At 38.9% G+C, this 25,406-nt stretch carries 19 protein-coding genes; 4 read left to right on the top strand and 15 right to left on the bottom strand.

Going from position 1 to position 25,406, the window contains the following annotated elements; genetic code table 11:
- The first annotated feature begins 276 nt into the window (after positions 1-276).
- Entirely contained in the window at positions 277-3,216 is a 2,940-nt protein-coding gene (locus tag EGI26_RS15060; protein ID WP_255079653.1) for an FAD-binding and (Fe-S)-binding domain-containing protein, read from the top strand.
- A 51-nt stretch (positions 3,217-3,267) separates the two neighbouring features.
- Here the strand turns inward: EGI26_RS15060 and EGI26_RS15055 are convergent, their stop codons facing one another.
- Positions 3,268-3,606: a LiaF transmembrane domain-containing protein gene (locus EGI26_RS15055; protein ID WP_255079649.1), complete on the bottom strand. Its 339-nt coding sequence runs from the start codon at positions 3,604-3,606 to the stop codon at positions 3,268-3,270.
- A 324-nt stretch (positions 3,607-3,930) separates the two neighbouring features.
- Between EGI26_RS15055 and EGI26_RS15050 the strand changes: the two genes are divergently transcribed.
- Positions 3,931-5,013 carry an alpha/beta hydrolase gene (locus EGI26_RS15050; RefSeq protein ID WP_255079648.1) on the top strand — a complete coding sequence of 361 codons (1,083 nt, stop codon included), beginning with the start codon at positions 3,931-3,933 and terminating at the stop codon, positions 5,011-5,013.
- 73 nt (positions 5,014-5,086) lie between these two features.
- On the opposite strand, the gene EGI26_RS15045 is transcribed toward EGI26_RS15050, so the two are convergent.
- The 12 genes from EGI26_RS15045 to EGI26_RS14995 form a co-directional block, all read right to left on the bottom strand.
- Positions 5,087-7,177 carry an alpha-glucuronidase family glycosyl hydrolase gene (locus EGI26_RS15045; protein ID WP_255079641.1) on the bottom strand — a complete coding sequence of 697 codons (2,091 nt, stop codon included), beginning with the start codon at positions 7,175-7,177 and terminating at the stop codon, positions 5,087-5,089.
- A gap of 68 nt (positions 7,178-7,245) precedes the next feature.
- Positions 7,246-7,467: a type II toxin-antitoxin system death-on-curing family toxin gene (locus tag EGI26_RS21320; RefSeq protein WP_409035375.1), complete on the bottom strand. Its 222-nt coding sequence runs from the start codon at positions 7,465-7,467 to the stop codon at positions 7,246-7,248.
- 6 nt (positions 7,468-7,473) lie between these two features.
- Positions 7,474-7,653: a hypothetical protein gene (locus EGI26_RS15040; RefSeq protein ID WP_255079635.1), complete on the bottom strand. Its 180-nt coding sequence runs from the start codon at positions 7,651-7,653 to the stop codon at positions 7,474-7,476.
- Positions 7,653-7,844 carry a hypothetical protein gene (locus EGI26_RS15035; RefSeq protein ID WP_255079632.1) on the bottom strand — a complete coding sequence of 64 codons (192 nt, stop codon included), beginning with the start codon at positions 7,842-7,844 and terminating at the stop codon, positions 7,653-7,655. The genes EGI26_RS15040 and EGI26_RS15035 overlap by 1 nt, the downstream gene beginning before the upstream one ends.
- A 53-nt stretch (positions 7,845-7,897) precedes the next feature.
- A complete protein-coding gene (locus EGI26_RS15030; RefSeq protein ID WP_255079631.1) occupies positions 7,898-10,069 on the bottom strand; it encodes a radical SAM protein in 2,172 nt (723 codons plus the stop codon).
- Positions 10,070-10,497: 428 nt separating this feature from the next.
- On the bottom strand, positions 10,498-11,277 hold the full coding sequence (locus tag EGI26_RS15025) for a hypothetical protein (RefSeq protein WP_255079630.1): 780 nt from the start codon (positions 11,275-11,277) through the stop codon (positions 10,498-10,500).
- 224 nt (positions 11,278-11,501) lie between these two features.
- Positions 11,502-12,344 (bottom strand): 1,4-dihydroxy-2-naphthoyl-CoA synthase, encoded by an 843-nt coding sequence (locus EGI26_RS15020; protein WP_255079627.1) that lies wholly within the window; start codon positions 12,342-12,344, stop codon positions 11,502-11,504.
- Between the two features lie 28 nt (positions 12,345-12,372).
- Positions 12,373-13,233, bottom strand: coding sequence for an AraC family transcriptional regulator (locus EGI26_RS15015; protein ID WP_255079625.1), 861 nt, complete (start codon positions 13,231-13,233; stop codon positions 12,373-12,375).
- Between the two features lie 192 nt (positions 13,234-13,425).
- Positions 13,426-14,013, bottom strand: a complete 588-nt coding sequence (rdgB, locus tag EGI26_RS15010) for an RdgB/HAM1 family non-canonical purine NTP pyrophosphatase (RefSeq protein ID WP_255079622.1) — start codon at positions 14,011-14,013, stop codon at positions 13,426-13,428.
- 83 nt (positions 14,014-14,096) lie between these two features.
- Complete coding sequence (gene prfA / locus EGI26_RS15005; protein WP_255079617.1) at positions 14,097-15,170, bottom strand: peptide chain release factor 1; 1,074 nt, start codon at positions 15,168-15,170, stop codon at positions 14,097-14,099.
- Positions 15,171-15,325: 155 nt separating this feature from the next.
- A complete protein-coding gene (locus EGI26_RS15000; protein WP_255079616.1) occupies positions 15,326-15,910 on the bottom strand; it encodes a Crp/Fnr family transcriptional regulator in 585 nt (194 codons plus the stop codon).
- A gap of 391 nt (positions 15,911-16,301) precedes the next feature.
- Positions 16,302-17,597, bottom strand: coding sequence for a D-alanyl-D-alanine carboxypeptidase/D-alanyl-D-alanine-endopeptidase (locus EGI26_RS14995; RefSeq protein ID WP_255079615.1), 1,296 nt, complete (start codon positions 17,595-17,597; stop codon positions 16,302-16,304).
- Between the two features lie 59 nt (positions 17,598-17,656).
- Here EGI26_RS14995 and EGI26_RS14990 point away from each other — a divergent pair, with 59 nt between their 5' ends.
- Positions 17,657-18,916: an acyltransferase family protein gene (locus EGI26_RS14990; RefSeq protein ID WP_255079614.1), complete on the top strand. Its 1,260-nt coding sequence runs from the start codon at positions 17,657-17,659 to the stop codon at positions 18,914-18,916.
- Positions 18,917-19,112: 196 nt separating this feature from the next.
- On the opposite strand, the gene EGI26_RS14985 is transcribed toward EGI26_RS14990, so the two are convergent.
- Together EGI26_RS14985 and EGI26_RS14980 are read right to left on the bottom strand one after the other, a co-directional pair.
- Positions 19,113-20,717 carry a SusD/RagB family nutrient-binding outer membrane lipoprotein gene (locus EGI26_RS14985; protein WP_255079613.1) on the bottom strand — a complete coding sequence of 535 codons (1,605 nt, stop codon included), beginning with the start codon at positions 20,715-20,717 and terminating at the stop codon, positions 19,113-19,115.
- A 14-nt stretch (positions 20,718-20,731) separates the two neighbouring features.
- Positions 20,732-23,815 carry a SusC/RagA family TonB-linked outer membrane protein gene (locus EGI26_RS14980; RefSeq protein WP_255079611.1) on the bottom strand — a complete coding sequence of 1,028 codons (3,084 nt, stop codon included), beginning with the start codon at positions 23,813-23,815 and terminating at the stop codon, positions 20,732-20,734.
- A 145-nt stretch (positions 23,816-23,960) separates the two neighbouring features.
- Here EGI26_RS14980 and EGI26_RS14975 point away from each other — a divergent pair, with 145 nt between their 5' ends.
- Complete coding sequence (locus tag EGI26_RS14975) at positions 23,961-25,391, top strand: alpha-L-fucosidase (RefSeq protein WP_255079603.1); 1,431 nt, start codon at positions 23,961-23,963, stop codon at positions 25,389-25,391.
- Positions 25,392-25,406: the final 15 nt, after the last annotated feature.

Here is a 25,406-nt window from a genome sequence, read left to right as displayed (position 1 = left end):
TTGTTTAAAAATTAAAGTAAATTAGTTTTGCCTCCTCGAAAAAACATTTCACATTTTGATTAAATATTGCACGTTTTTAAGATTCAACCCACAAAACTACAAAAAGAAGTTCCTAAAGTCCAAAATTTTGAAAAAGAAATTTTTTTTATTTAATCATATTTTGATGCTTTTAATGTTTCTGAATTACGATTAGTAACACCAGATGGTTGTATTTTGTTATTTAAAATAAATTTTTAGCTACTATCTTTGAGACAATTTTCCAAATATCATTTTTTAATGAAAAGTATAAGTTTCGAAAGCCTTAGAACCAATTTCAAAGGTGAGATTTTTGACGATCAGGTCATGAGAACGCTTTATGCCACAGATGCGTCGGCTTATCGAGAATTTCCACTGGGTGTAGTTTTTCCGAAAGACCACAAAGACATTGAGCAACTCATATCTTTTGCAAATGAAAATAATACAACGCTTATTCCTCGGACAGCCGGAACTTCTCTGGCAGGGCAAGTTGTCGGAAGCGGTATAATAGTAGACGTTTCAAAGACTTTTACAGAAATTTTTGAAGTAAATAAAGACCAATCTTGGGTAAGGCTGCAACCCGCAGTGGTGAGAGATGAGCTAAACATGTATCTTAAACCGCAAGGTTTGTTCTTTGGCCCTGAAACCTCCACTGCCAACCGAGCCATGGTAGGCGGTATGGTAGGCAACAATTCATGTGGTAGCAATTCAGTCATATATGGCAGTGCAAGAGAGCACTTAATGGAAGTGCAAGGATATTTGAGTGATGGCAGTTTTGTAACTTTTAAGGATATTTCGAAGACAGATTTTACAGACAAAATTTCTGAAATTAAATCCAAAAATACGCTCTCGCTCGAAGATAAAGTGTATTTAAATGCCTTCGAGACACTTTCTTCAAAGGAAGTCCAAGAAGAAATAAGAGAGCAATTCCCGAAAAGAAGTATTCCTAGACGAAACACAGGTTATGCGATAGATGAACTTTTGGAAACGGAGGTTTTCAATGAAAATTCAACTGAGAGATTCAATTTCTGTAAATTGATAGCTGGCTCTGAAGGTACATTGATGTTTATCACGGAAATGAAACTCCATGTAAATCCACTTCCTCCTAAATTCCAAGGTGTGGTGGCGGTGCATTGCGAAACCATAGACGATTCACTAAAAGCCAACTTGATAGCTCTTAAATATAAACCAAGTGCGGTTGAGCTGATGGATCATTATATATTGGAATGTACCAAAGCCAATAAGGAGCAAATGGCCAATCGGTTTTTTGTGGAGGGCGACCCTGGTGCTTTGCTTTGCGTGGAGATTTCGAGAGATTCCATAGAAGAGGTGAACAAATTGGCCGCCGAAATGGAGGCAGAAATGCGAACAGCCGGATTTGGTTACCATTTTCCGATACTTTTTGGTGATGATATCAAAAAATGTTGGACTTTGAGAAAAGCTGGTCTCGGACTTCTTTCTAACTTGCCAGGTGACGAAAAAGCGGTGGCGGTGATTGAAGATACTGCGGTAGATGTCAACGACTTGCCAGAATTCATAAGAGAGTTCAATGAGATTTTGACCAAAAACAATATGTACAGCGTGCATTATGCACATGCCAGCACGGGCGAGCTGCATTTGCGACCGATAATCAACCTAAAAACCCAAGAAGGAAAAGGCCAATTCAGGTTGATAGCTGAAGAGATTTCTACTTTAGTAAAAAAATATAAGGGTTCGCTTTCAGGAGAACATGGCGACGGCAGACTACGTGGGGAGTTTATTAAACAGCAGATTGGTGAGAAAAACTATGCTTTAATCAAGGATTTGAAGAAAATCTGGGACCCAAACAATGTTTTCAATGCCAACAAAATAGTGGACACTCCACCAATGGATGAATTCTTGAGATATTCAGCAGGACAGGTTACGCCAGATTTTGAGACCATGTTTAGGTTTAAAGGGCAAGATATTCTTCAACACGCCGAGCAATGCAACGGCTCGGGCGATTGCCGAAAGTCACACCTAAGTGGAGGAACCATGTGTCCGTCTTATATGGCTACCAAAAGCGAAAAAGATACTACAAGAGCTAGGGCTAACATCCTTAGAGAAACGCTGACACAATCTGACAAACTTAACAGGTTTGATTCTAAGGAAATAAAAGAAGTATTAGATCTTTGTTTGGTATGTAAAGCTTGTAAGTCAGAATGTCCATCGAATGTGGATATGGCGAAGCTCAAGATGGAGTTTATGTATCAATACCAAAAGGAAAATGGAGTGCCGTTGCGTTCGAAAATGATTGGAAATTATCCAAAAATGTCGGCTTTGGCATCATATATTCCTTGGGCTTATAATTTTGTTTTCAAAAACGCTCCTTTAAGAAAAATAGCCAATACTGTTGTAGGTTTTCATCCTGACAGAACCATGCCCCTGCTATCTGAAACCACTCTAAGGGCTTGGTTTAAGAAAAATTACGGAACCAAAGCAGGAAATGGGGACAGAAAAGTGTTTTTGTTTATAGATGAATTTACAAACTTCAACGACGTAGAAATAGGCAAAAAGGCGGTTGATTTACTTTTGAAGTTAGGCTATTCTATCGTAGTTCCGAACCATGCCGACTCAGGACGTTCTTATCTTTCAAAAGGGATGTTAGACGAGGCCAAGGTACTGGCCGATAAAAATGTAGGTCTGCTATCTGAGCTAATAAATGAAAATACGCCATTGCTGGGAATAGAACCTAGTGCTATTTTGACTTTCAGAGACGAATATCCTGAGTTGGTTTCGGCAGTATTAGCAGACCAGGCCGTAGAATTGTCTAAAAACGTGTTGATGTTAGATGAGTTTTTGGCAAAAGAAATGGATGCTAAACGTGTAGATGGCTCCAAATTCAAAGCCGAAAAACGCTTAGTAAAACTCCACGGGCACTGTCAACAAAAGGCGGTAGCTTCTATGGTACCGACCAAAAAAATGCTCGGTTTACCGAAAGGGTATGAGGTGCAGTTGATTCCGAGCGGATGCTGTGGCATGGCGGGTTCGTTTGGCTACGAAAAAGAACATTATGATATTTCTATGAAAATTGGCGAGCTGGTTTTGTTTCCAACCGTTCGCCAACAACCCGAAGAAGTTATCATAGCCGCCCCAGGTACCAGTTGTCGCCACCAGATTCATGACGGCACAGGCAAACATGCAAAACACCCGATTGAAATTCTTTGGGAAGCTTTGGTATAAAATATTGAAATGCATAGACAATAGACTTCCTGCATATTGTCTGTGCAAATTTTAACATCTATCAATAGCTCTACTTCTTTTTATAATCATGTCAAGCCCTACGCCAATCAACAAAAGCGGCCAGAGATCAAACACCGAATCGACCGAAAACTGGCTCAAATAAACCGGATAGTAAAAAACTGTCGCTACTATTGCCCAAAAAATACTGCTAAAAACTTTGCCCTTAACCAATTCCCCAAAAGCTATAAAGACAAAAATAAGTTTCCAACTGATGAGGTTTTTTGGTAATTCAAACCAAAGCATGTCGAAGTTTCTCATTAAGAAAAGACTTCCGATAATGATAATGGCTACTGCCCAAATAACAGACGATGTACTTTTTTGCGTTCTCATAATTGAAATTTCTTTGTTTTTTTCTTCAAAATTATACTCAAAACGTCCTCCGCAATAGTGCTTTTCGGTGAATGATAAGCATTTTATCGTTGAATATTTGAATTTTACCGATGAATGGAAGGAAGTAATTGAAAACATTTGAAAGTTTTATTAGGTTTACGAATCAGAACGACATTTTTGAGTTTGCATTTATCCAAGTTGAATTTCTGAATTATATAATATTTCCAATATAGCGGGTCATTTTTGTTCTTCAAACCACCCAAATGTTTGTAAGAAACTTCAATAATATTATTTTTGCGACCCCGAAAATGTAAAAATTACCTTATGAAATTAGAAAGAGGCAGTATGTATGTAGAGGTAAATACTTTAGTAAACGACGACCGACCAGTTTTTTTGTCAGGGAGTTTTTGCAACTGGAATCCCCGTGACACCGATTTTTTGATGAAAAAAGTTGGGGATGGCAAATATCGTTTTGAATTTGAAAAAGACTTTACTTTAGATAATCCCTTAGAATATAAATACACAAAAGGTGGCTGGGAGCATGTGGAGCTTGATAGCTTTGGCAATACCAGCAAAAACAGGACACTACTTCCGGTTTTTCGTCCGCATCTTGACTATGTTCCCCTTTGGCGGCAGAATGGCTTTACTCCTTACTATAAAGAAACCATGCCTTTGGTAGAAACCATTGACATGGAAATTCCGCAGTTGAAAAAAACGCGTAAAATTAGCGTCATCCTGCCGAATGACTATGCCAAAAATCTGGATAAAAAATATCCAGTGGTATATATGCACGATGCTCAAAATCTTTTTGGGGAGGGGTCGGTTTATGGCAACTGGGAGATTGACAAACGACTATCTCTTCTTAAAAAACAAGGAAAGTCTGATGTGATCATTGTGGCAATTAATCATGGGGAAGAAGATCGTCAGGTGGAGTTTTCGCCTTACAAAAATCATGTGAAAGGCCAAGGAATGCGTTATGCGACATTTATAGTACGTACTCTCAAACCATTGATAGATAGCACTTACAGAACACTTACCGAAAGGCAATTTACAGGAATTGGTGGTAGCTCTATGGGTGGCTTAATCAGTATTTACACAGGTATGATGTATCCCGAAGCAATCGGACGATTGATGGTTTTTTCCCCATCTTTATGGACATCTCCAAAAATCTATTTTGATGCAGTAGAATTTTTTAACCCGATGGACACTAGAATCTATCTTTATGGCGGCGGCAAAGAAAGTGAAAGTATGCTACCGAACATTGAAAAACTAAAGGAGACAATTGACAATCAAGGCTTTGACTCGGCCAAAATCCAGATTAAGGCTGAACTTGATCCAGAAGGCCTACACAACGAAAAACGTTGGGGACAAGAGTTTCCAAAGGCTCTAGATTGGTTGTATAATTGATATTTTGAAATATAATATAGAGATAGCAAACGTTAATTTTGCTACCTTTTTTTATTATTGGGTTAAAGTGCAATTACCTAACATGGTAAACATCAACCAAACCTTTTAACTCTTCTAAAGTTCTAGTTGATTTTTGGTAAGGTGATGGCACGGGCATTTTGCTATATTTCTGAAAATATAGCACTGAAGCATCTCTCCACCAAAGGGCTTCTTTGTATTGTGTTTTGAGTCTAGCCTCCACATTTTCGAAGGTCTCAGAGTCTATTTTGCCCTCCATTGTAGCCCATTCTTTTTGCATTTTTTCAACAGATTTTACACCCTCGTAATACCGTGTAACCATCTCATCCCAAACGGTCTTACCATTTTGGAGTTTATGCGTCCATGGTGCATGGTGAAACCAAAGCAAGAATTCCGGCTGGATGGTATTAATGTCGCTGTATTTACTCCTCAAATCAGGATGATATTGACCCAATGAATTACTTCCTTTTTCGGTGCGGTCAAAACCAATGCCTATAGAGTCTGCTCTGTGATAATATAAGGCTGTCCAATCTGGTCGAGGTGCTTTTTCTACCCAAGGTTCCGGGCCAAAATGATGACCCTCGCCCATTACATGATGCACTCCGAGGGGGTTGGTGTAGTTGGTATATATTTCTCTCGACTCCAACATTATTTTTTTGATGGTTTCTGATGATTTTGAATCCGATTGGAAAGTCATTTTCACCCATTCATCAGCAATTTTTTCAGAAGTTAGCTCAGGATTCCAGGCCATTCTACCCAGTGCGTACCAGTTGGCTTGAGCCATGGGATGGCCAGTCCAGTTACGGTCTGAGCCGGTATTTGCAACGCCAATCATCGATGTGATTGGATATTTAAATACTTCGCCATCAATTACTTTTGCTACTGTTGAGCCTTTTCCTTTGGCGTGAGTGTCGGTTTTCAAAACTTCTTCAAACATGGGGCCTTCGTAGACCCAATGTGTAGCCCAGCCGAGGTATTCTTGTGTCAGCTGAAACTCCATCGATACGGGTGTTTTTTCCATGGCTCCAAAAAGCGGAGAGATAGGTTCCCTTACTTGAAAATCGATTGGACCGTTTTTTACTTGAATGATGATGTTGGGAAGGAATTCCCCATCAAATCGTTTAAACTCATTATAAGCTGCTGCAAAACGGTCGCCTTTTGGGTCAAAATTATAAACAAATGCACGCCAAATAATTAACCCATTGTGAGGTGCTATTGCTTCAGCGAGCATGTTTGCTCCGTCTTTGTGTGTTCGGCCAAAATCCATTGGGCCGGGTTCACCTTCGGAGTTGGCTTTGACTACAAATCCACCAAAATCTGGAATCAATTTATATACCTCGTCGGCTTTGCTTTTCCACCAATGTTTTACCTCAGGGTCAAGTGGATCTGCGGTTTTTAGACCCCCCAATATTTTCGGGGAGGCGAAATTTATAGACAAGAAAACCTTTATTCCGTATGGTCTGAATGCATCTGCAAGGGCTTTTACTTTGCCCAAATACTCTGGAGTAATAAACCGTGCCGAGGCGTTTACGTTGTTTAAAACCGTTCCATTGATGCCAATAGAAGCATTCGCTCTGGCATAATCTATATATCTTGAATCTATTCTTTCAGGCAGTTCATACCACTTCCACATCGACATGCCAGCATATCCCCGTTCTATGGTGCCGTTGTTATTGTCCCAATGATTTAGCATTCTGAGTTGAATTTTCGGGGCGGAGGTTATTTTTAAATTTTCAAGAGACTCCGAAGTTTGCATTCTGCGAATCAATTCAAAAACACCATAAAGCACTCCCTTGGAGGTATTTGAAATGATAACTGTTTGATTTTTAGAGCTTTTTATTTCAAAAGCTTCTGGATTTTCGTTTTCAATTTTTCCAACTTTCAAAACCAAAGTGGCTTGAGCAGTATTTGATAAGGTCTTTGATTTTATGCCCAATAACCCTGAAGTGGCCTTTTCAATTTCGGAAACAGTAACTTTAGCCGTTTCATCAGAAAAATTGACGGAAACAGAAGCTAATTTCTGAGCATAATTTTTTCTTAAAGTTTCGTTTTGAATACGGTCATATTTAAGCCAAAGTCGGTAGCCGTCGTCAGCAAATGACCCATACGAAATCATGCTCAGAAGAAGCAAAATAATAAATCTCATGTTTTTCTTTAGTGATTGAATAAAGCAAATATCGGAAAAAATGCCTTTAATTGAACTTAAAATCGGGATTATTTGAGCGAACTAGTGTTTTCAGCAAACCATGCTTTGCATTCTTCAAGTGAGGACTGGCCCGAGGCTATTTTTAGGATGAAGTTTAGCAAATCATAATATTTAAGACTTTTGTTTAATCTAAAATCATTCAATTTTAAAAAAGCTAACGCTGACTCTAAACCAGATCTTTTATTTACATCAGTAAAAATATGATTACAAATAACGTTGTAACAATACAAGGCTGTCTAATCTGTTATTTTCGGATAAAGTAGTTCTCCAAACATTTCTGTCTGTACAGCTTCTAATAAATAATCGAGGTTTTCTTCGTGTAGAAAATTATTGGGAGGCATAAAGTTCCCTCCATGTTGTGCAACAGTTCTTTTGTTGATGTAAACAATATCCTCTTTTTCTAAATAATTAATCATTACGCTAATGCTTTGAAGACTTCTTCATACTCTTTAAAATCTTCATTTACAATTTTTTCCAGTTTGGCCTTTTTGGCGAGACGTAATCTTTCTCCAGCATCAGTTATTAGACTTTCAACAAACCCAGGCTCTGTTTCAACTAATTCCAAAATCACTTTCTTCAATTCTTCTCTCTCCGCTACAGTCGTCATAATCGTATTTTTTATTCTTAACGAACCAATTCCTCACCAAATATACAAAAAACCTACAAAATCAAAAGCCCCTGCTCACGCATTTCGTCGATGGGTTTGGAGTACCAAAATAGCTCAAAATGCTCGAATTGCTTTTCGAAAGAAGATTTCAATTCTCCAAAAGTGATGGTTTTTGCATTTCTCACATCCATCAATTTTAAGTTTTCTAAAAACCACTCGCCTTTTTCTTTTTCAATACTGATGCTGAAAGTCTCCATTTTTTCATGAAAAGTAAAAGTCAAAGCAGGGCCTTTTTTCGTTTTGATTTCCTCCACAATAGGTTGATTGCCAATCCAAACTATCTTGGCGTTGGGCTTTATAAGATTATGGTCTTGGTCTTCCAAACAGTCCGCTATAAAATCAGGCTGGATTTTAGTTTTTGGAATACTGAAATCAAACCAATCTTGCAGCGGATACTCAAAACATAACCCATGCATGTAGTTGTACAGTGATTTTTTTAGTCCAAAGCTAAATTTGTCATGGTCAATACCTGTAGAATCTCTGAATTGTATGTCATTGTCGGCAAACATAATGTCTTTATAATCAGGTACAATGCCAAGTTTTTCTGGATTTAAGCCGACTGGACTATGGGCCGTAAGTGCAAACTGATGCCAAAATGCTGAATTCAAAATACCCAACTCAAACATCTGTCTGACCATCTCCAAACTGTCTACAGTTTCTTGAATGGTTTGTGTCGGGTAACCGTACATCAGATACGCATGCACCATAATACCCGATTCTACAAAATTGCGGTTGACCCGAGCCACTTGGGCAACTGTGACTCCTTTGTCAATCAAAGCCAAAAGTCGGTCGGAGGCCACTTCTAGCCCACCCGAAACCGCTATGCATCCTGAAGACTTGAGCAAAACACAAAGATCTGCCGTAAAACTCTTTTCAAACCTGATGTTGGTCCACCAAGTCACTACGAGCCCACGCCTCAAAATCTCTATAGCCACTTCACGCATGAGTGCAGGAGGAGCCGCTTCGTCTACAAAATGAAAGCCGTTTTCGCCAGTTTGGGCTCTCATTTGCTCCATTCTGTCCACCAAAATTTTGGCTGCAATGGGTTCATAAAGTTTGATATAATCCAACGAAATATCACAGAAAGTGCACTTGCCCCAGTAACAACCATGGGCCATAGTGAGCTTGTTCCAGCGGCCATCAGACCAAAGGCTGTGCATCGGGTTGGCGAGTTCTATCACCGAAATGTACTTGTCCAGAGCCAAATCAGAGTAGTCTGGTGTACCCACTTCGCTGTGCTTATAGTCTTTTTGAGAAGTATTATTTATGTACTTAACTTCCTGATTTTCAATACAAAAAGTGCGTTTGAATTCTTTTGGAATGGTTTTGTTTATAACAGATTTAAAAAGTAATTCAACAGGTAGTTCGCCATCGTCGAGCGTGATGAAATCGAAATATTCGAACACTCGTTGCTCCTTTAAGCTACGAAGTTCGGTATTGGCAAAGCCACCTCCCATGGCGGTTTTAATTTTCGGAAAATGTTTTTTTATCAAGGCCGCACAACGAAACGCACTGTATAAATTTCCTGGAAAAGGCACCGAAAAACATACCAGTTTGGGTTGAATTTTCTCAAGTTTTTTTTTGAAAATCCTAAGTGTGATTTCATCAATAAATGTTGGTGCTTGCTGCAAGTGCTCGTACAATTCGTCAAAGGCATTGGCACTTCGACCTAATCGCTCAGCGTACCGACTAAATCCAAAGTTTTCATCAAGACATTCTATAATAAAATCAGAAAGATCTTCGAGATAAAGTGTAGCCAAGTGCTTGGCTTTGTCTTGCATGCCCATGTTTCCAAATGCCCATTCCAAATCGTTTTCTTGAGAGAATCTTGAGGCTTGTGGGAGGAAATTTCCACTACAAATCTGTCGGGCCAATGTAAGTTTATGGCCTTGTAGAAAGGCAATTACCTCATCAATAATCTGGATATAATCATTTTTTAGTCCAAAAATCCGTTTTGCATTTTCTGAAGCTCCTTCTACCTTAGCATTTGCAAAAATTGATGTTAAACCGGCCTTTGAAAAAAGCTCCAATATAACCTCAATGCCCAAGTCCATTTGGTAAGCAGCAATACCTTTGGTATTCAAAAAGCCCTTCAAATAAGCCGTAGCTGGATAAGGCGTATTGAGCTGAGTAAATGGTGGCGTAACGAGCAAAAGGTCTTTCAAAGGCGTTTTTTTCTGTAAAATTAGGGATTTGTTTTGGGAAAGGAGAGAATTCAATGAATTGACTAGGAATATCTATTTGTTTTCCACTAAAAAACTTTGTATTTGAAAACTTAAACAACTAAAAGTAAGTGTTTTCTTAGTAGGTGAAAGGCCAAAATTTGATAATTGTGTTTTTATAAAGTATGTAAATCTGAAGTTCAACTTCAAATTTACATAGAATGAGTGCCTTGAGTTATTGAATAATCAGGAGTGTTTAGTTGGGTAAAACTTAATAAAAATATAGTAAGACTACCCCATAAAACGATTAATTTTTATCGTTGGATGATTGAGTTGAGTTAGGGATTATCCTTTTAACTAAAATGGCTAAAAAGTAGTAGAAAACCTTAGATAGGTTGGTTTTTAACAATTCACTTTTTTTTAATTCACGCTTAAATTTCTTTTAAAATACTTACACCTAAAGTTTCAAAATACACTTTCCAATAATCGGTTACGTTTGGATTATTTTCTTTTGATGAGCTGTTGGGTGAAAACGGTAGAATGATAGAAATCTGGGCATTGGTGAGGTTATATAATTTGTAGTTTTCGGCATCGGCTTTTGCCCAGTCTTCGGCTTGGTCGTGGCTGATGGGTGCCACTTTGTGAAAATCCCGACCATTTTTCAGGCTTTCTACCATGTCGGAGAAATAAAATGCCTTCACGTCTTTTTTGCCATTTAAAGCTTCTGAAAGTAAGGGAACCGACGCCGAAATGTTGGTTTCTAGGTTGGATGCTCCGGCATTTTTTTCTAGCATTTTCTGCACGGCGAGGTCAAGAATCATGCGACGTTCTTTGCCGATGCTCATGTCGTAGTTCGTTTGGGCGGCTTCCAAATCTGTAGCATTTAAGCCTTCCGAACTTTCCTTGGTTGTACGTGCTGAAAGCGACAGAACCTTAGCTTTGGCGGTGTTTTCATGAATGTAATATATCTCAAAAACATCTCCTTCTGTCTGTATGTTTTGGTCGATAAGGGCTTTGAGAGCAGATTGGTATTTGGTACGAACAAAGGCATCGTCTACATTTACACTTTGGGTTTTATCAAAAAACACCAGCGTGTGATTGTTCTTTTTTTCAGATGCGGTGGCAGTGGAGGTGGCATCTTTTTCGGTTTCTGTTGAGCCACAAGAAAGCAAGGCAAGGCTAGTTGCTAAAGTAATTATAAGCTTTTTCATCGAATGAGGTTTTCTAAAAAAATAAGTAACGATTTCGATGCAAATTTATTGAAAAAAGCTGACTATTTGACTTTTGTTTAGGTCAAATGCCCTGGTAGTGTTTTCTCCAGCTTATGCTTGTGTGTTCTCACACAGATACTCCTATTTTAATTTTACCAATTATAATATTTGTACTGACGTTTTGCATCTCCACCTTATACCTGTGCGAACACAGACATTGGCATTTACGAATACCTTTCAAATTTATCCCAATTCGGTGGGCGTTTCTCAAGAAATGCGTTTCGGCCTTCTTGTGCTTCTTCGGTCATGTAACCTAGTCGAGTGGCCTCACCTGCAAATATCTGCTGGCCCACCAGGCCATCGTCTATCAGATTAAATGCAAATTTGAGCATTCTTATCGCCATCGGGCTTTTTTGGAGTATTTCTTGTGCCCATTGGTAAGCGGTGTCCTCCAGTTCTGCGTGTGGCACTACTGCATTTACCATTCCCATTTCAAAGGCTTCTTGGGCTGAATAATTTCTGCCTAAAAAGAATATTTCTCGGGCTTTTTTCTGTCCTATTTGTCTTGCCAAATACGCCGAACCATAGCCTGCGTCGTAGCTGGCCACATTGGCATCCGTTTGTTTAAAAATAGCATGCTCTTGACTGGCCAGCGACAAGTCGCACACCACATGCAAGCTGTGACCACCACCTACTGCCCAGCCAGTTACGACGGCTATCACGGGCTTGGTCATGAACCTTATTTGGCGTTGAACCTCTAAAATATTAAGTCTATCACGGCCATCTTCGGCACGGTATCCACCTTTTTGTCGAGCGTTTTGATCTCCTCCAGAGCAAAATGCCCAGCCGCCGTCTTTTGAAGACGGACCTTCTCCAGAAAGCAAAACTACACCCACCTTGGGGTCGTGTGTGGCATCTTCAAAGGCATCATATAGTTCAAAAGTGGTTTTTGGTCTAAAGGCATTTCTAATATCTGGTCTGTTAAATGCTATGCGGGCTACGCCATTGCATTTTTTATAGGTTATATCTTCGTATTCTTTAGCGGTTACCCAATTTATTGCTGACATTATCTGTATTCTGTTTTTTATTACAAATCTAATTTAATGAACCCACAAATAAAACTTCTTTTCGGTAGTCGCGTGGACTTTTTCCCTTGAAGTACTTAAAAGTTTTGTTGAAATGTGAAATATTGTTGAAGCCACTTTCGAAGCAAATGTCGGAGATTCCTTTGGTGGTATGTAAAAGTTTGCAGGCGTTGTTTATCCTAAATTCGTTCACGAAGTCAGTAAACGTCATGTGGGTCATTTTTTTGAAATATCTGCAAAACGATGGCACCGTCAGATTGGCTACTTCGGCAATATCCTCTATTCTTATGTCTTGGGTGTAGTTTTGTTCCACATGATTATAAACGCGGTTGATACGCTCCTCGTCTTGATGGCGAAAGTCGTATCTTGAATCTCGGCTGTTGAGAACCTTAAACTCACTAGACTGGGATAGTATTTTCAAGATTTCTAAAAGCGAAATCAAACGGTCGAGGCCGGCCATTTGTGTGAGGTTTTCCATTTTTTGAGCAACTTGCTGGCGTGTTTTTCCTGTAAAAGAAATGCCATAAATAGCCCGTTCGAAGAGTTTCCTGATGCCGTCCATTTCGGGTATCGACATAAAATCGTTTCCCAAAAAAATGTCTTTCAGCTGCACTATAATCTCTTCATGCTCGCCTATCACACCATAGCCCAAGCCGGTGTGTGGGAGATTTGGCCCAAGAAACATCACCTCGCCTTCTTGATATTCTCCAAGATGGTTGCCAATGTGTAGTTTACCTGAGCCTTTTTTTACATAAATAATCTCATATTCAGGGTGTTGATGCCAAAAGAACTTGTCGTTCTCAGATTTCCATTGAATAAGTTTAAACGAACTTCCTTGATCGGGTGCTATCTTTTCGAACTCTACTTTCATGCTTGATTAACATCTGTATTGAACAAAAACCAAATTTGATGTTAATATAGAACTAGTATTGGAAAATATAATAATAGTTTAGTGATTTTTTTTGATGCAATTTTGCATTGCAATTATAGAAAGCGGAAACTTTCTAAGACGATATTACTTGAAAGACCTAGAATGTGTAGAAGTAACGAGATTAGATTTTCGTTACTTTTTTGTTTTTAAATAGGCCAAAAGTTGATTTACAGCATTTGCTCTGTGGCTTATTTGGTTCTTAAGTTCGGCGGGCATTTCTGCAAAAGTAGTTTCATAACCATCAGGTATAAACACCGGGTCATATCCAAAGCCATCGGTGCCTCTTTGCTCAGTTAAGATTTTGCCAGAAATTTCTCCCTCAAAAATGTGGTGCTCTCCATTTAATATCAAAGTAATAACAGCCCTGAACTTCGCCTTTCGGTTGTCAGTTCCATCGAGTTCTTGAAGCAGTTTCTTTATATTGGCCTTATGATTGGTGGGTTCGCCAGCATAACGTGCCGAATACACACCAGGCCTGTTGTCTATGGCTTCCACTTCTAGTCCTGAGTCGTCTGATATGACATTTACTCCAAATTTATCAAAAATGTAGTCGGCCTTTATTCGAGAGTTTTGTTCAAAAGTCGTTCCGTATTCTTCTATATCATCCTCACAGCCAATGTCTTTCATGGTTTTTATCAAAAACGTATCCCCCAGCATTTGCTGAAGTTCTACTATTTTGTGGGCATTGTTTGACGCCAAACATATTTCTATTTTTTCCATAAATTTTTACTGAAAATAAGTGAGCTACTTAGAATGAAAAGTTTGATTCCTAGCGTCTTAGTGCCTTGGCGGTAAACCACAAATTATGCCACTCCTTCTTTCATTTTTTCTGCATTCTCGGCTATTCTTAGTTTTTCTATAAATTCACCTACTTGGCCTTCCATTACGGTAGGCAGATTGTAAACCGTAAAACCTATGCGGTGGTCAGTTACGCGACCTTGTGGGTAATTATAAGTCCTGATTTTGTCTGATCTATCACCTGAGCCTACCATAGATTTGCGGTCGCCAGCTATGGCTTCGTTGTGTTTGGCAAGTTCCATTTCGTATATTCTTGAACGAAGGACAGTCATAGCCTTATCGAAGTTCTTGATCTGCGATCGCTCGTCTTGGCACTGTACCACCACGCCTGTGGGTATGTGGGTAACACGCACTGCAGAGTATGTGGTATTAACTGACTGACCACCAGCTCCTGATGAACAGTAAGTGTCTTTTCTAATGTCGGTCATGTTTATTTGCACATCCACTTCGTCGGCTTCTGGTAGAACTGCCACTGTAGCTGCGGAGGTATGAATACGACCCTGCGACTCGGTGGCCGGCACACGCTGCACACGGTGTACGCCCGACTCAAACTTGAGTTTTCCGTAAACGTCTTCGCCTTTTACGCTCACTACTATTTCTTTATACCCGCCCGAAGATGCATCTGTAAAGTCCATCACTTGAAACTGCCAGCCTTGCGTAACAGCGTAACGTTGGTACATTCTAAACAAATCGCCTGCAAAAATTGCCGCCTCATCTCCACCCGTTCCACCCCTGATTTCAAGAATACAATCCTTGCTGTCCATTGGGTCTTTCGGAATCAACATTTCCTTTAGTGACTCTTCAATTGCATCCCTTTTTGGCTGAAGTTCGTCCAGCTCCATTTTGGCCATTTCACGCATTTCTTCGTCTTTTTCTGTGTTCAGAATTTGACGTGCCTCGGTGAGATTGGCCAATATGAGTTTATAGTTTTTGTATTCTTCTACAACCTTTTCTAAGTCGCGGTATTCTTTGCTGATTTTCTTGAATTTGTCCATGTTAGACACCACCTCAGGCATGGTTATCTGCTGCGAAACTTCTTCAAAACGCTCTTTTATAGACTCTAACTGTTCGATTAACATGCTCTAAGATTTTTATAAATCATCACAAAAATAGGCAAAATAGTCGAATTTTACCTGATTTTTCGAATTCTTGAACTGCTAAACACGGGTTTGTAGACCAAGAATTCGTCATAGAATTAACCTAATTTCAGCGTAATCGGTTCACAAGAATAGGTTTAGTCGTTTCGTTGATTACGGATACGGCTGAGCGAGTTGGGGTGTACATTAAGCAAAGAAGCTATGTGCTTTAGTTTCACTTCCTTCCTGAGCAAATGAGGTTTCTTTTCAAAAAGTATTTCTTGTCTTTTCTGAGTGGGCCAGATTTTTAACAAAAGCATGTGTTCTCTAAAATCTTGAAGGTTTTTTTGGTACAAAACATGTGCCACGGCGTTAATTGCCGGAATTTGAAAAAGTACATTTTCGAGCTGTTGGCGAGTAGTGTACATTATGTGAGAGTTTACCAAAGCCTCAACTTCTATTTTTGAAGGTTCGCCCACCATAAAGCTTCCAGGGTCTAGTACGGCTTCGCCAACGCCGGTTATCCAAAGCGTATGTTCTTCGTTGTTGTTGACGGTGTACTCTCTAAGAAGGCCTTTGGTTACGAAAAGAATCAAGTTTGAGGTTTCGCCGAAAGTTATCGGTTTAGACCCTTTTTTGAGCGATTTCTCACTGAAGATTGAAATCAATTCCTTAAACTCTTTATTGGATATGGGAGCTATGCTATTTATTAAGTCTTTTAGTAAATTTTGGGAAAAGGTCATACTTTTATTTTATATGGAATTCTTTGGTTTTATTCGAAAAAAAAGACCCGAGAAATATTTTCCCGAGTCCTGTTTTGTCTGGATTTTTGGCTTATTTTATTGTAGCTTTTGTCCAGCAATATTCAATACTCAAGGTTGAATAAAACTTTTGAAACTTTTAAATTGGGCTACAATTAATTGCAAATGTTAGTACGTTTTTCAACAAAACCAAGCCTTGTTTATTTTTTGTTGATTCAATTCTAACAACGGTTAGAAATTCGCCATTATTTGAGGCTTCACGTATAAACGAGTTTTGAGGATTATACACATTTTGGGTCTTCAGAAAAAATGTAAAATCCTATTAATTAAGGAGAAATGAATATTTGTTTCGAAAAAAAGTATCCTTCTTTCATTAATAATTTTCATGTAAAAAAGTAACTATTTCTGACGTTTTAATTCTGACTTTAGTACCTGAACCAACAAAGTTATTGTTCATAAAACTGAAGATTAATATACGTCCAGACTTCGTAATTAGATAGCCACTTTGATTATAAACGCCACTTAAACTTCCGGTTTTGGCAAAAACAAAAGGGACACCAGATTTGTAGGCGTTTTTGAGTGTACCAACCTGTCCACCAATAGACATCAACGAGAATAATCGATTTTTAGGAAACTCTTTAAGCATGCGGTCAAGAAGAAAAACTAGACCCTCAGGCGTGACTAAGTTGTATCTAGACAAACCAGAGCCGTCTGCCCAGTTGAATCTCTGAGGAATGTCGGCCAGTAAGTCTTTCTGTATGTTTTTGATGGTTAAAGAAGTTGAAATAGTGTCGCTATATTTTCCTCCAGACAGGAGTAAAAGTTGCTCTGCGAGCATATTGTCAGAGATTTGCATCATTCTTCTTAATACAGTGTCCACTGGTAATGAGTAAAGGGTTTTGAAGTCTTTGTTGGGCATGAAAGACTTTTGTGTTACCTCCTTTTTAAGTGTATCTGAAAGCAGTTTTTGCAAGAGCGAAAAGGAGGTTTTAAAAGGTATATCTTGTTCAAAATTAGACTTCTGTGTGGTTTTAGGTGTGGTATAAAAAGTGTTTCCGTCGATGTTTCTTTTTATTTCTGAAAAAGAATTTTGGCTAAAAAACAAGGAGTCTGAGAATATTGAAGGACTAATGGAAAGCTCATTATTCGTTTTTTTGAACCTTACGATATTGCCATAAATCGGAAACGAACTAAGTTCTGCTTGGTAGTAATCGTTGTAGTCATCCCAAGCCCAGCCCGGGCCATACACTTCATTTTTGAAGTTTGCATCAGAAAATACGATTGTTTTGGCAGGTGAGTTTTTGAGGAAATCGAAGGTTTTGCTAGAAGGTAAGTCCGGATGTAGAAGGGTAGGGTCTGCGGTCCCAGATACAAACAGGCTGTCATTTTTTAGGGCATATTTTAAGGCTGGAATACTATCTCCTATATTTTTTAGGGATGCGTAAAGGCTGAGAATCTTGGTATTTGAAGCTGGCACAAAATAGTGTTTTTCGTTTTTTGCAAAAATTACTTCTTGTGTTTTTGGGTCAAAAATTTTGATTCCGACAAAACCATTGTTCTCTAATTCTGATGCATTCAGCCATTTTTGAACAGGCGAAGTTTTGGATTTTTGAGTAATACAAGACAAGGAAATAAATGCAAGAAAAGAGAATCTAATTAGGCTTTTCATGGATGAGCGAATATTTTTTTTAACTTTGGTTTATTAGTTAACAATTTAGCAACGGAATTTTGGAAAAACAAAGAGTCACTTCAATAGATATTTTTAGGGGCCTCACCATGATGCTCATGACGATTGTGAACAATCCGGGCGATTGGGAAAATGTGTACACGCCACTTCTGCACGCCGAGTGGCATGGTGCTACTCCGACAGATATGGTCTTTCCTTTTTTTGTGTTTATTATGGGTACCGCCATGCCGTTTTCTACCAAAGAAAACTCAGGTATTGATAGTTATAACTTTCTAAAAATATTTACACGCTCGTTGAGGATTTTTAACTTGGGATTGTTTCTCAATTTCTTTTCAAAGATAGAAATTGGAGATTTAGAGGGAACCGCTCTTGTGTTTATAAGGCTAGTCATCAGTGTATTTGTTGCATATATTTTATTGGGAAATTTTAAACCCAAAGTTAAATTTTACTCAGCTTTAGGTCTATTTGTTTTGATGATTTGCCTGTGTTTTAGTGGCATAGAGGCTTACGCATCGGTGAGAATTCCTGGAGTTTTACAAAGGATAGGAATCGTATATTTCTTTGCGGCATTGATATTTCTTTGCTTTGATTTTAGGAAACAAATGATAGCAGGGGCTGCCTTACTTTTAGGTTATTGGGCGGCTATGGCTTTGATTCCGATACCTGGCCAAGTAACTGGGAATTATGAAATCGGGACTAATTTGGCTGCTTGGCTCGATAATTATTTACTATCCGGCCACCTTTGGGCTAGCTCTAAGACTTGGGACCCAGAAGGTATTTTGAGTACTATTCCTGCTATAGTGACGGCACTTTTGGGTATTTGTGCTGGCAAATTGCTCCAAAGTAAGGAGTCAGATTCATTCAAATGGTTACTTGGTTTGGGAATTGGATTGGTGATTTTGGCTAAAATTTGGGATATAAGTTTTCCAATAAATAAGGCCCTTTGGACAAGTTCTTATGTGTTTTTTGCTGGTGGATGTGCTATGGTTGTATTGGCTCTGATTCAGGTTCTTTTTAAATCAGAGAAGCCAAAATTCTTGACTAACTTTTTGATCATGTGGGGTGTAAATCCAATGATTGTCTTTTATGGCTCTGGTATTATTCCTCGGGCATTGAATGTCATTGAAATTCCAAACGGAGAAGAGGGTGTTGCACTTCTTCAATATTTTTATGATAAATTATTGGTTCCAATGTTTGCAAATCCAATGAATTCCTCCTTGGCTTATGCCATCAGTTATGTGGTTTTCTGGTCAGTGATTTTATATTTTTTGGATAGGAAGAAGTTGGTTTTTAAAGTGTAACACAATTTTCCTAAATTGTGAAAGCTGAGATGCTAATAATTAGAGGGCATCTCATTTTTCATAAGTTCTCGGCAAGCTAACTGCTTTGGGAACAATGAAACAGTTTCTTAACAATTTAGCAAAATGATTGTACAGTATCTAGAAAAAGAAACGGAGCTAAAATAGCCCCGTCTCTAAAAAATATATTCTATGAAGATTATTTATCCCACCAAACTCTTCCAGTAAACGTATCTCCGCCAGTAAGTTTCGCAACTGCTGCACGATAGTTTGCCTCATTGTAAGAAGCTTCGTTTAAAATGTAAGGTACTCTTCTTGGAATCTGACCATTTGAGAATCCATTTGGATAAACCACTGGAGTCAAAGTTGGATAACCAGATCTTCTCCAGTTGTTCCAGTTTTCAATGAAGTTGAAAGTAGTACCTGTTGCAACCCATATTTGCTCGTTGATTTGTTTCAAAGACGCCTCTACAGATGCTGTAGAAAGTGGATTGGCAGCTAAGAATGCATCAGATTTGCTCAAAGCATCAGCTATAGCAGCATCAGAGCCAGCAGCTGAGTTAAACTGAGCCAAAGAAGCAATAGCAGCCTTCACACCATTTTTATAGTGGTCAGCAGCAGTAGCAGCTCCAACTGAGAAACCTCTCACTTTTGCTTCAGCAAGAAGTAATTCTGTTTCAGCATAAGTCAATACAAAGTTTACACCGCTTCTATTCAAAAATACTGATGTTCTTGGTCTTGAATATTTACCAACTTTTGCTACATCAGTACCTGTACCTGATGCATCAGGATATTGAGGATGCTTAGAAATGTCAGTAGCACCGCCATTTAAATCATAACCGTTTGGAAGACCAATTTGAATAGCCTCTGCGTTATCACCAGCTAAGTCTTGGTTTGAGTTATTTGCAAGACCTGGTTGTGAAATTTCTGCAATCGCACTGATTCTTGGGTCTTTAGTGTTTTTCAAGTAATCCATGAAAGTTTTGCTCCATCTTACCTCTCTGTAGTCATCACCAACTCTCAATGCACCGGTTGTATTGTTGCTTTGTGAGCTAGCATCCGTAAGAACTTTAGCGTTATCATCAACACTTGTAAAAACACCACCTGCCACGGCTTTTTCAGCCCAAGTTTTGGCTGCAGCAGCATCCACTTTTACCAATCTCATGGCAAGTCTCAACATCAAAGAGTTACCAAATTTTTTCCACTTGTTTACATCTCCCTTAAACATTAGGTCGTTGGTAGGGCCAGCTTTTGATGTACTCAACGCCGCAACTGCTTTTTCGAGCTCAGCCAACAAGCCTGGGTAAATAGTTGACTGATCGTCATACTTTGGAAGGGTTATGCCTTCTTTAGCTTTAAGAGCCTCTGTGTAAGGCACATCACCGTAAGTATCTGTGATTCTTGCAATACACAACACTTTCATGATGGTACCTACATTGTAAAGGTTAGAAAGTTCAGGCTTGTCTTTGGTAAGATTTTGCATTTCATAAACCTTAGTAGCCGCACGGTAGGTTTCCTCAAAAACACGGCCTTTGTATGCATCAAAGCTTCCAGAAGCTACATATTTGTCGCCGTTTCCATAGTATGAAAACGTAGATGCCAATACTTGTGACCACATACTTTGGAAAAGCAATTGTGAGTAACCGGTGTTGCTATAATCATACTGCGACTGTGCCAAAAGATAATTTGGGTTAAAAACCGCCGCACTCGTATTGTTCGGGTCAGTGTTGATTTCCTCAAAATTGTCCGTACACGAAAGTGTAAAGGCAGAAATCAATAAGAATATATATTTGAATTTTTTCATCTTTCTTTTACGATTTAGAATTTAACATTTAGGTTTAAACCATAAGTTCTAGTAGATGGCAAACTGTTACCTTCTATACCAGCATAGTTTATTAGAGACGAGAATCCAGCTTCAGGATCTATGTTGTCAGATTTTTTGAACAAAGTCAATAGGTTACGTCCAACAATAGATATTTCGGCTGATTTGATAGGAAGACGACCGAATACGCTAGGTTTGATAGAGTATCCTAAAGTCACTTGTCTTAGCTTGATAAAATCTCCGTCTAATACGTTCAACGCTGAAATTCTTCTTGCCAAGTTTTGGTAGTAAGTTTGAGCAGCCACCGTTACAGTATTTGCCGCACCGTCAGCAGTTACACCGTCTACTTTCACACCAGTTTCACGTCCTTCCAAAGTGATTTGGTTCAAACCTCTGAAAGTAGTATAGTAGTTGGTAGCTGACAATATTTTGTTTCCAAATCTGTAGTCAATCAAGAACGACAAGTTGAAGTTTTTGTAACTCACTTCGTTGTTCAAACCACCGTATACTTTAGGCAATACAGAACCCATTGGAGTTCTAGTACCGTTTTGTACTGGTATCCCTGAAGCATCAACTACAATTTTACCATTTAGGTAAGTGTAATCGTTAGCCATTACTTGTGGGCCAGGCATTCCTTTGATAATTGCTATGTTGGCGTTCAAAGGACGATAAGTACCCATGCCTAATTGTTGGTTTTCGGTACCAGTACCATTGATTTCAAGTATTTTGTTTTTGATATTGGTGAAGTTCAATGAACTCGTCCATTTCAAGTCTTTATTTTCAACCAAAACACCTGTCAACAACATTTCAAGACCTGAGTTTTGGGTTGAACCGGTTCCAATCAATTGAGACGAATAACCGGTTGCTTCTGACAATGAGCCATTTATGATTTCATTGTTGGTTTTTCTGTTGAAATACGCCAAGTCAATACCCAATCTGTTTTTGTAAAACTTAAGCTCTGTACCTACTTCAAATTCTGTAAGCGTAAATGGCTTTAAGAATAAGTTTGGTAGTCCATTGCCAAATGACCCTGTTGTAGTTCCTTGAATAGCCGATCCAACACTATAGTATTGAGAGGTTTTATAAGGATCTAGCGGCTCACCGCTCACCACTGCATAAGACGCTCTGAATTTTCCATAAGTCAATTTATCCATTTTCAAAGCTTCTGTGAAGTCATAGCTCAATGAGAAAGATGGCGTAAAGATTCCTTGGTTGTTTGTAGGCAATGTAGAGAAGGCATCATAACGACCCGTAGTCGAGAGAATCAACATATTTTTGTAGTTGAAATCTAACGAGTAATAGCCCGAGTTTGCTTGTTTCTTAGCGTATGAATAGTCTCTGTTGAAGTTCAAAACGTTGAAAGGGCTGTAGAAGAATGGAATCACGAAAGGACCACCACCTATTTTCACTCTGTCGTATTCGTTTTTACGGATAGTTCCTCCAGCCAAAGCGTCAATACCGAAATCGTCATTAATTTTGAATGTTCCGCCCAATATCGCATCAGCGTTCATCTCTACAGTGGTTGATTTGGCCAAATCGTCTAATCCACCTGCATTACCGCCTGAATAAGCTGTGCCTGTAGGAGTAATTTTGAACAATCCATCGTTGATAAAATCATATCCCAATCTCACTAAGCCATAAATATTTTTTGTGATATCGTATTTACCTTGGATGGCCGAAATCATTCTTTTTCTTTTGACGTCATTTTCATATTGATTCACCACAAACCATGGGTTGGTTACATAGATGTCGTCGTTATACTGAATCTCGTTTCCAAATGGAAGGGCTGCATTGTAACCCGGTTGTAAGGCCGACTCGCTTACGTTTGTTGCCAAGAAGTTTATATTGTTGGCGTTCATAGGGCCATCGCTCAGCTGTGGCTTGTTGTTGTTGAAGTCATCCACAAAATTGGCCATCAAATCAATGGTCAGTTTTTTGCCGAATTTCTGATTTCCTGTGAAGTTGGCTGTTCTTCTTGTCAAACCGCTATTTCTTAGGATAGAGTTATTGTTCAAGTTGGCCAATGAAAGTCTGAAGCTACCAGTTTCTGTTCCGCTAGAAAGTGAGATGGAGTTGGTTATAGAACTTCCCGTGCGGTAGAAGTTTTTGATGTTATCTTTAACTGCCGTGTAAGGATAATTTTTTCCATCGAATTGAATCGTTGAAGCACCATCCAATTTCTCACCCCAGCTCAACATACCACTGTTAAGAGCACTTGTTACGTTGTCAGGTCTTTTTCCATTTAAGCCTTGACCATATACATACTGATAATCTGTGAAATTGATGGCTTGCTCAGCTACAGTGTTTAGATTATAGTCAATGGCCATTTTGCCTTTTTTACCTGATTTGGTAGTTATCAAAATTACACCGTTGGCAGCACGAGCACCATAAAGTGCCGAAGCTGAGGCTCCTTTCAAAACTGACATGTTTTCGATGTCGTCAGGGTTAAGGTTTGAGATACCGTCGCCGTTGTCTGATCCGCCCCACTCACCCGAGCTACCTCTTTGGGTGTTGTCGATAGGCACGCCGTTAAGAACGATCAAAGGTGAGCTAGCTCCAAAACTGGCCATACCTCTAAGCAATATTCTTGCAGATGAACCAGAGCCTCCGTTAGTACCAGAGATGTTCAAACCAGCCACTCTTCCTGCCATTGAATAGGCCACGTTAGTTTCTCTGGCTTTGATCATTTGATCACCGCTAACTGTTGTTACAGCATAACCTACTTTTCTGGCTTCTTTAGAAATACCGAGTGCAGTTACCACCACTTCATTTAAAATACTTGCATCTGGTTTTAGGCTAACATTCACTGTTGACGCATTGCCGATAACCACATTTGTGGCAGCAAAACCGATATAGCTAAAAGTGACGGTGCTTCCTTTGGCAGCAGAAATGCTGTAGTCTCCGTTGCTGTCTGTAATTGTTCCTTTAGTTGTGCCTTTTACAGCAACGTTCACACCGTAGATCGGACTTCCTGTGTCATCAGTCACCTTACCTTTTATGGCTACATCTTGGGCATAAACCTGCAATGAAACCAAGGCGATGAAAAGCGACCACACTACTCTGGATAGATTTTTTTTCATACGTTTAGAGAAAGTAATAAAATTTGATTAAAAAGTAATTTTCGTAAATTTAATAATAAATTTATTTAATATTAATAATATTTTTTAATAAATATGATACATTTAATAAATAGACTTAAATTTGTCATGTAATAATTTTATATTTATGCGTAAGTCATCATTAATTTTCTGTTCGTTATATTTCTGTTATCATTTAGCCTTTTCCCAATCTACAATTCATCCAATTTCAACCGAATATCAATATCCCAAAGAAAAGAAAGTTGTAGAAAATCTCGAAAACTGGAGGGACCAGAAATTTGGTATCATCATTCACTGGGGTCTTTATGCTGTTCCGGGTATCATAGAGTCGTGGAGCTTGTGCGACGAAGATTGGATTACCCGTGACTCCACGAGCAATTATGCCGAGTACAAAAAGTGGTATTGGGGTCTTGATAAATCATTCAATCCTGTAAAATTCAATCCAGACGCTTGGGCTACTGCCGCTAAGTCTGCCGGGATGAAGTATCTGGTATTTACCACCAAACACCATGACGGCTTTAACATGTTTGATACCAAGTTTTCAGATTTTAAAATTTCGAATGGGCCATTTAAAGAGAATCCCAAAGCCGACGTAGCAAAATACGTTTTCGATGCGTTTAGAAAACAAGACTTTTTGATTGGAGCATACTATTCAAAACCGGACTGGCATTCGCAGTATTTTTGGTGGGAAAGGCATTCTACCCCAAATAGAAATGTGAACTATGACATTAGGAAAAATCCGTGGCGTTGGAACAAATTTATAGAATATACCCATAATCAACTTAATGAACTCACAACTGATTATGGCAAAATAGATATTCTTTGGTTGGATGGCGGCTGGGTAAGGCCAAGAAATACCGTAACGGAGGAGGTGCGTGCTTGGGGTGCTCCAATTCCTGACTTTGACCAAGAAATAAATATGCCCAAAGTAGCCAATATGGTTCGAAAAAACCAAGATGGTATATTGATAGTGGACAGGACCGTTCATGGTGAATACGAAAACTACCGCACGCCAGAGCAAGCTATACCCAAGGAACGTTCTGATAATCCTTGGGAGAGTTGCATCACTCTGGGTGGAGCTTGGGGTTTTGTGCCTAAAGATAACTTTAAGCCAGCTTCCACAGTAATTCATACTCTGATAGAAATTGTGGCCAAAGGTGGAAATTTATTACTTGGCGTTGGACCAACCGCTGAGGGAGAATTTTTGCCCGAACAAATAAGTAGATTGAATGAAATAGGCGTTTGGATGAATAAGTTTGGAGAGGCTATTTACAGTACAAGAAGTCTCGAGAATTTTCAATCTGGAGACGTTTTTTTTACAAAAAGTAAAGACAAATATGCTTTTGCAATTCAAAAAATCACTTCAGAGGATTATTTAAAAGAAACGATTACTTGGCAGGGAAATTCACCTAAAAAAGGCACGAAAATTACGATAGTTGGTGAAACCGAAACTCTAAAATGGGAAACCAAAGGCGATAAAACTACGGTTTGGATTTCAAAAAAAGCGATTGATAAATACAAGAATGAGCCTGCCCTGGCTTTAAAGTACGAATTCTGAAATAAATCGTTAGTC

Origin of the sequence: Lacihabitans sp. CCS-44 (assembly GCF_024343735.1) — a bacterium.
Taxonomy (GTDB): Bacteria; Bacteroidota; Bacteroidia; order Cytophagales; family Spirosomataceae; genus Leadbetterella.
Note: the sequence above shows the minus strand (reverse complement) of the source record. Positions and strands in the feature narration are given on the sequence as shown.